This window comes from Synechococcus sp. MIT S1220 (assembly GCF_047303025.1).
GTDB lineage: Bacteria > Cyanobacteriota > Cyanobacteriia > PCC-6307 > Cyanobiaceae > Parasynechococcus.
On the sequence record NZ_CP138939.1, the window covers coordinates 760,099 to 767,436 of the forward strand.

Below are 7,338 nucleotides of genomic sequence, written 5' to 3' on the forward strand. Positions count from 1 at the left end.
GATGATCAGATGCCGCTGATCGCGTCCATGGCCACAGCGGCAATCGCCTGATCGCTGGCCTTCGGCAGTTGCACGTACTTTCCGCCCGCGGCTTCGGCGAGATCTTTGCCCATGCCGCTGCCGATGAATTTGCGCTCGGTGTCGATCACCAGCAGCTTGATGCCGAGCATGCGGTAGCGGCTGGCCACGTCCAGCACTTCCTTCTTGAGGTCGGGTTTCTCCTCCCCCTCCAGCACCGGCTGCCCCAGGGAGGTGCTGAGGGGTACGTTGCCGCGTCCATCGGTGATTGCAACCACCACCACCTGGCCCAGATCACCGGTGGCCAGTGCATTTGCGCCGACGCGGGCCGCCTGCGTTAGGCCGTGGGCCAACGGTGAACCACCACCGCAGGGCATCGATTCCAGCCGCCGGCGAGCAGCGGTGATCGAGCGGGTGGGGGGCAGCAGCACCTCGGCATGGTCGCCACGGAACGGGATCAACGCCACCTCATCGCGGTTTTCGTAGGCCTCGGTGAGCAGCCGAATCACGGCGCCTTTGGCGCTCTGCATGCGGTTCAGCGCCATGGAGCCGCTGGCATCGACCAGGAACACCACAAGGGCCCCGGCTTTGCGCTGCAGCAGCTTGGCGCGCAGGTCGGCCTCTTCCACGATCACCGCCCGTTCCGGCTGGCGTTCGCGGCGCACCTTTTGGTACGGCGCTGCAGCGCGCAGGGTGGCGTCCACTGCGATGCGGCGCACCGGCCCGCGGGGCAGCATCGGTTTCACATAGCGGCCGCGGCTGTCGCTCAACACCACAGATCGGCTGCCGCTGTTGCCGCTTTTGCTCTTGGCGGCATTGAACAGCAACAGGTCGGGGTCGATGGCCACGGCCTCGGGATCGAGCATGAACTCCTCGGGAATCGAGGGTGGCGCCTGATCCTCTGGGGTGTCGTCCTCCTCGTTCTCGGGTTCGTCGTTGTCGTCGTTGTTGTCCTCCGGCGGCTCCTCTTCGTCTTCCGGTGGCGTGTCGCCCTCCGGCGGTGGAGGGGGCTGCTGGTCTTCCGGCGGCGGCGGCTCCATCTGCTGATCCGGTGGCGGCATCTGGGAGGCCCGTGGGGCGATCACCAGGGCGACGGCCACCTGCAGGTCGTCGGCTTCGACCCGATCACGACCGCTCAGGGCGGCATGGGCTTTGGCCACGCGGACGGCATAGAGCTCGGAGCGGTGTCCTTCAACGCCCCCGCGGATCGCTTCGGTGACCAGGTATTCGATCTGCTCCCGGCTGATCTGCACATCCGGCAGCCACTGCCGGGCCAGCAGCAGCTGGGTGGCCAGGGCATCGGTGTCCTTGTTCCATTGCTCCGCAAAGGAACGGCTGCATTGGCCATGGGCCAGAACAGCGTTGGTGATCTCCACCCGCTGCTCGGTGCTTACCAGTTGATCGGCGGAAAGCGCAATCGCAAAGCGATCGAGCAGGTGGTCACGAACGTTGCCCTCCTCCGGGTTGTAGGTGGCAATCAGCAGGGGCCGGCAGGGATGGCTCAAGCTGAGGCCTTCCCGTTCCACGCGGTTCTCACCGCTGCCGACGGCCGCCAGCATCAGGTTCACGATGCCGTCATCGAGCAGGTTGAGCTCATCGACGTAGAGCACCCCGCGGTGGGCATCGGCCAGCAGGCCGGGCTGGAACACGGCACTGCCGCTGGAGAGTGAGGCGGCCACATCCACCGCACCGACCAGTCGGTCTTCGGTGATGCCGAGCGGGATCTGCACGAATGGCGCCGGGATCACGCGTGATGGGGCATTACCGCTGATTTGCTGGCGGGTCGCCGCATCCCATTCCTCTGGTTTGAGCGGGTCGAGGTTGCGGCCGATGCCGCTGCCCGCATCAAGGATGTCGATCGGCGGCAATAGGGCATGCAGGCCGCGGGCCAGCACGGATTTGCCGGTGCCGCGCCCGCCGGCAATCACCACACCACCCAAGCCGGGGTCAACGGCGGCGAGCAGCAGCGCCAGCTTCAAGGTGCCATGGCCGGTGATGGCAGCCAGCGGGAAGGCGCGGATCGCCTGGTCGTCTTTCACCACCACACCACTTGCCACCATGGACGCGTTCAGCCCGTTCGTGGGCGCCAGTCTCGCCGATGCCAGCTTCTGACGATCAACAGTTGGCGGTGGCCCTCGGAGCGAACCTGCCCAGTGCGGCTGGTGCTCCGCGCCTCACATTGATTGCGGTGCAGCCGCTGCTGGAGCAGGCGATCAGCACTTGGAGTGGTCAGCAGCCTGGTTTTTCCTGGTCACCGTTGATTGAAACCGAGCCGGTTGGCGGCCCAGCCAATCAGCCCAACTATGTGAATGCTGTGGTGCTGGTTAAGGGGCTTGCTGCGACACCAACCGCTGCAGTTGCGTTGGCTCTGCTGGATGCGTTGCATGCCCTGGAGCGGCGCTACGGGCGGAACCGTGAGCTGGAGCAGCGCTGGGGGCCGCGCACGTTGGATCTGGATTTGTTGTTCTGGGGTGAATTGCGCTTTGAGCACCCGCGTTTGGTGCTGCCGCATCCGCGCATGCATCTGCGGACGTTTGTGCTTGAGCCGTTGTTGGCAGCGATGCAGGCTTCTGTCCCGTCTGCGCAACGTTGAAGCAGGCGGTCATCCCTGCTCACCCGCCATGCTGGTGCCCCTGCTGGCTTGATCCCAATGGCACCCGTGCCCGCCCCGGAGCCCTTTGAGCTGCTGGAGACCGTTGAGGCCGTGGATGCGCGCAAACTTCGCTTTGAGCGCAATCGGATCAAGTTGCCGATGGGTGTGGAGGGCACCTTCGGGATCATCCGCCATCCCGGAGCGTCTTTAGCGGTGCCGATCACAGATGACGGCCAGGTGGTGCTGCTGCGCCAATACCGCTTTGCCGTGCAGGCACGCCTGCTCGAATTTCCAGCTGGCACCCTCGAGGAGGGGGAAGACCCCTTGGACTCCATGAAACGGGAACTGGGCGAAGAAGCGGGTTACAGCGCGGAGCGTTGGGATGCCCTCGGGCCAATGCTGCCCTGCCCCGGGTATTCCGATGAGGTGATCCATTGCTTCCTGGCGCGGCAGCTCACCCCCCTGGAAAACCCACCGGCGGGAGACGACGACGAAGACCTTGAAGTACTGCTGATGTCCCCCCAGGAGCTTGATGCCCAGCTGGCGTCTGGAAATGAATGGCTGGATGGCAAGAGCATCACCGCCTGGTTCCGTGCCAAACAACTGCTCGGACTCTGATGACTGCTGCGCCAACCACCGCCAGCCGCACCTTGTTTTGGCACCGCCGCGATCTGCGCTTGGCAGACAATCTCGGTGTGTGTGCTGCTGTTGAGATCAGCCCAGCGGTGACCGGGGTGTATGTGCTCGATCCCCAGGTGATCACCCCGCCTGAGCATTTGCCACCGATGGCACCGGCAAGGTTGTGGTTTCTGATTGAGAGCCTGATTGAGCTGCAACGGCGCTGGCGCGATGCCGGCAGCCGGCTGCTGATCTTGGAGGGTGATCCAGTCGAGTTGTTGCCTCGCTTGGCGGCGCAGATCCAGGCAGAGGCGGTGGTTTGGAATCGGGATGTGGAGCCCTATGCCCGCGAACGGGACCGGCAAGTGGCCAAGCGGCTGCAGGCCGATGGCCGCAAGGTGATGGTGGATTGGGATCAGTTGCTGATTGCCCCGGAGCGTCTCAAAACAGGAGCTGGTGATCCTTACCGGGTGTATGGCCCCTTCCTGCGCAATTGGCGCGGCCAGGTGCAGGCCCACCAGCCCGACACCGCATCGGCGCCCACCGGCTTGATCGATCTTGAACCGGCCTTGCTGCCGGAGTCTGTCTCGCTTGGCTCCTATCAGACGAACCATGGCTTCGCGGGCATCGATCTCTGCCCGTGCCGGCCAGGGGAATCGGCGGCGTTGGAGCAACTCAGCAGCTTCTGCGATGCGGCTCTGTATGAATACGAGCCGGATCGCAATTTTCCCAGTGTTGTTGGCACCTCTTATCTGAGTGCGGCGTTGAGCGTTGGCACCCTGAGCCCGCGTCAAGCCTGGTGTGCGGCGCAGGAGGCGCGTGCGCAGGCCCGGAGCGACGAGCAGCTTGCCGCGCTTGGTGTTTGGGAGCAGGAACTGGGCTGGCGCGAGTTTTATCAGCAGGCGCTGTTTCATTTCCCGGAACTGGCGGACGGCCCCTACCGCGAGCAGTGGCGTCGCTTCCCCTGGGAGAACAACGAAGCATGGTTTGCGGCCTGGCGCGACGGCATGACCGGGATGCCGATCATTGATGCCGCCATGCGTCAGCTCAATCAGAGCGGTTGGATGCACAACCGCTGCCGGATGATCGTGGCCTCCTTCCTTGTGAAGGATTTGATCTGCGATTGGCGCTGGGGCGAACGGGCCTTTATGGAGCTGGAGGTGGATGGCGATCTAGCGGCCAACAACGGCGGCTGGCAATGGAGTGCCAGCAGTGGCATGGATCCCAAGCCCTTGCGCATCTTCAACCCCGCCACCCAGGCGTCCAAGTTCGATGCTGAGGGGGAGTACATCCGCCGTTGGGTGCCGGAGCTGCGCCACGTGAACACCAAGGATCTGCTCAGCGGTGACATTGGTGCCCTGGAGCGCCGGGGATATCCCGAACCTCTCATTGAGCACAAGCAGCAGCAGGCACTGTTCAAATCCCTTTATGCATCGATTCGTAGTTGAACCGCTTCTTTGAGATTGCGCGACACTGATTGTCGATTGAGGGTGTGTTTTTTAAGCGGCTTGAATCAGAACATCCTTGTTCGTCCTTTTCAGGTTGTTGGATTGTTTCCGTTTTTGATTGGATCAGTGTTGAGTTGTCGCGTTCGAAGGTTTTTTGTCCACGAATGGGTTGGGAGGAAATGGGGTTATCCGCTGCGGGATGGATGGGCCTTGAACTTGCCCCTTCAGGACGAGATGAGCTGCGATTAGCAATGATGGTGTAACGATTCAGTCTTGAGACCTTTCAGCAATCTAAGAAAACAACAACCGGGCTTTGATCTTCAGTTTGGCATTAGATCTATTGTTTTAGTTTACGTGCTAGTTCAAGGCCTTGGCGCATGCATTCGTCTGAATTCGCATAATCCCACGCACCAAATCGTCCAATTGAGTAAATGTTATGTGTTCGTAGGAAGGCCTTGATCGTTTGAATCGAATCGGTTTTTTTATGGGTATTGATTGGGTAACCATGGGGTAGATCGATGATTTGTGTTTGGATAATGTCCGTCAGGCTGTTAATGATGCCGGCATCAATCAGCCAGCAGATGCTCTGTTCTGTTAAGTCTTCATCTGTCGCTGGAGGCTTGGATTCTGAATAGGATATTTCGCACATGATTGCATGATTGTCGCGTTCTAATAGCAAAGGAGAAGATGTGTGATTGAAGGCAACCTTATGCGGTGGAATCTTGGGATCGGCAATGTAGATGCGTTGTGGCACTGTTGTGTTGTGCAGTCTGGCCAGAACAAGGAGGATTTTCAGCGATACTTGTTTGAGATTGTTGGTTAGTTCTAGAATTGAGGATGGACAGTCGTTGATGCATTTCAGTAGTTGTGTGATCGGAATTGTGGAGACGATCGTCTCCCATTCCCATCGATCTCTAGTTGTTGTTGTTAATGTTTGGTTGCGAATGTCAATCTGATTGACTTCTTGCTCAAACTGGATGTGTTCGCAATGCTTGGCAAGCTCTTCAAAAATTTGTCCGAAACCTCCATGAAGCGGATAGCCAACTTTGCTATTGCTTTGTAAGGGCTTGCGTTGTTTCTTGCTTTGATTTTTAGCGTCCATGCTTGTGGCGATCCGTTGGTCAACCCAGTCAATGCAGATGTCAGTTAACGGATGAGCCCACAATTTTCGATTGTATGGCAGCATGAAGTGATTTGAGATTCCAGTCCCGAATTTGTTGATGATCCACTCTTCAAAATTGGCACTTTGTGCTGCTTTTGTCGTATTCCCTGGGCTACTGATTTCGCAGTCGTCGTTGATATGTTGATTGTTGAGCTTTGGATAGTGATGCTGGAAGGGATACGGGATGAGAGATCCTTCAATCCACACCTGTGCATCTCTTTTTTGTTGGTGCCAATTGTCTCCCATGATCGTCTGAACGAGAGATGCTATCTCTGGATGGGGAGTGTGAAATGAATGGCCTCCTAGGTCGAAAACACCGTCGAATATTTTCACCGATTTCGACAACCCTCCCGCGCGGTTCTCCTTCTCGAGAATCAATGAATGGCCCCCGTATTCATAGGAAAATGCAAGCCCAGCGGGTCCGGCGCCAAGAACGATTGTTTTGGCATTCATCACATCAATAGTGGTTTTAGAGCAGTGAGTGCTTCTCCGCTCAGTGAGAAGAGGTTGTTGTCTATTGAAATTTTAGACACCCCAAATAAGCCTTGTCCAAGTTCTTTGATGTTGCAAGCTATGGCTAAAGTCAGAGAATTATTGTTTAAGTATTTGTAAGGTCCATGCTTGTAGGCGTGTGGATATTCATATTGTTCTCTAGCGCCTAGGCAGTCAATGTTATGCAATAAGAGAAGTAGTGAGTTGTCAAAATAAGCGATGGCATGCGAGCCTCCGCCTTGAACGCCAATAAAGATATTGGTCTTTGCCATCATTTCTAATTTCGTTTGATTGTAGTGCAAGTTGTTATTTATACATAGCTCTTCGAGGTCGATGGTGTGTTTGAAGTCCTGCAGGATCGATCTGTCTGGGTAATCGAGCTCAGCATTGGTGTCTTCAACGTAATCACTATTTTGAACTTTTCGAGTCGGCCGGCTGTAGATCACCGTGAATTGATGTTTTGTTTGCTCCAGAAAATAGCCAAGGCTCATTAGGGGGATGTAGTTGATGGGCCCAAGGCCCCATTCCATGATGAATTTGTTTTGAATAAAAATGATTGGCTTGTCGAAGGATTGTCCAGCAGCTTGGTAGTGCTTTCTGTAGTTTGGATAAACATGCCATCGTTTAGCTGTCGCCGTGTAGGTGCTTGAGGACGGCCAATACCGGTATTTTTCGGCAAGCCAGTGTCGTTTTTCGTTTTTTTCTGAGAACTGTTCGTTGCTCAGAAAAAAGTAATAGGGTCGCATTCCATTGTAGGAAATAATTTTCCGTTGTTTCAGTAATCCTTCTTGGTTGAGCCAGGCGACAAAGGGTAAAAATGTTGTGAGTTCCGCTCCGTATTCACCTGTGTATTCTAAATATCCTTTGTGCTTGAGTTGTTCAAGAGTCTGTTGGAGCTTGATTTCGTCTTGGTGGATTGCTTCTCGCACGATGAATGGTTGATGCGAGTCTCTTCATTTTAGCTGCCAAACCTCGTGGGGCAATCTTGCGTTGAAGCCTCTGGTTGC

General features: G+C 57.0%; 6 protein-coding genes. 3 read left to right on the plus strand and 3 right to left on the minus strand.

Annotation, left to right across the window (positions count from 1 at the left end; genetic code table 11):
* Positions 1-5 precede the first annotated feature (5 nt).
* Complete coding sequence (locus SIB64_RS03695) at positions 6-2,078, minus strand: putative cobaltochelatase (protein WP_413441966.1); 2,073 nt, start codon at positions 2,076-2,078, stop codon at positions 6-8.
* 38 nt (positions 2,079-2,116) lie between these two features.
* On the opposite strand from SIB64_RS03695, the gene folK reads away from it, so the two are divergent.
* From folK to SIB64_RS03710, 3 genes are read left to right on the plus strand one after another with little or no spacing between them, the layout of a single operon-like run.
* On the plus strand, positions 2,117-2,611 hold the full coding sequence (gene folK / locus SIB64_RS03700) for a 2-amino-4-hydroxy-6-hydroxymethyldihydropteridine diphosphokinase (protein ID WP_413441967.1): 495 nt from the start codon (positions 2,117-2,119) through the stop codon (positions 2,609-2,611).
* 57 nt (positions 2,612-2,668) lie between these two features.
* Entirely contained in the window at positions 2,669-3,229 is a 561-nt protein-coding gene (locus SIB64_RS03705; protein WP_413441968.1) for an NUDIX hydrolase, read from the plus strand.
* Positions 3,229-4,677 (plus strand): FAD-binding domain-containing protein, encoded by a 1,449-nt coding sequence (locus tag SIB64_RS03710; RefSeq protein ID WP_413441969.1) that lies wholly within the window; start codon positions 3,229-3,231, stop codon positions 4,675-4,677. Before SIB64_RS03705 ends, SIB64_RS03710 begins: the two co-directional genes overlap by 1 nt.
* Positions 4,678-5,014: 337 nt before the next feature.
* Here SIB64_RS03710 and SIB64_RS03715 read toward each other — a convergent pair whose 3' ends face one another.
* A complete protein-coding gene (locus tag SIB64_RS03715) occupies positions 5,015-6,292 on the minus strand; it encodes a protoporphyrinogen/coproporphyrinogen oxidase (RefSeq protein ID WP_413441970.1) in 1,278 nt (425 codons plus the stop codon).
* Positions 6,292-7,260, minus strand: a complete 969-nt coding sequence (locus SIB64_RS03720; protein ID WP_413441971.1) for a hypothetical protein — start codon at positions 7,258-7,260, stop codon at positions 6,292-6,294. Before SIB64_RS03720 ends, SIB64_RS03715 begins: the two co-directional genes overlap by 1 nt.
* Positions 7,261-7,338 lie beyond the last annotated feature (78 nt).

Excerpts from the sequence above, each read along its gene's own strand:
- folK (WP_413441967.1), top strand. The coding sequence starts at position 2,117 with ATGCCAGCTTCTGACGATCAACAGTTGGCGGTGGCCCTCGGAGCGAAC.
- SIB64_RS03705 (WP_413441968.1), top strand. The coding sequence starts at position 2,669 with ATGGCACCCGTGCCCGCCCCGGAGCCCTTTGAGCTGCTGGAGACCGTT.
- SIB64_RS03715 (WP_413441970.1), bottom strand. The coding sequence starts at position 6,292 with ATGAATGCCAAAACAATCGTTCTTGGCGCCGGACCCGCTGGGCTTGCA.
- SIB64_RS03695 (WP_413441966.1), bottom strand. The coding sequence starts at position 2,078 with ATGGTGGCAAGTGGTGTGGTGGTGAAAGACGACCAGGCGATCCGCGCC.
- SIB64_RS03710 (WP_413441969.1), top strand. The coding sequence starts at position 3,229 with ATGACTGCTGCGCCAACCACCGCCAGCCGCACCTTGTTTTGGCACCGC.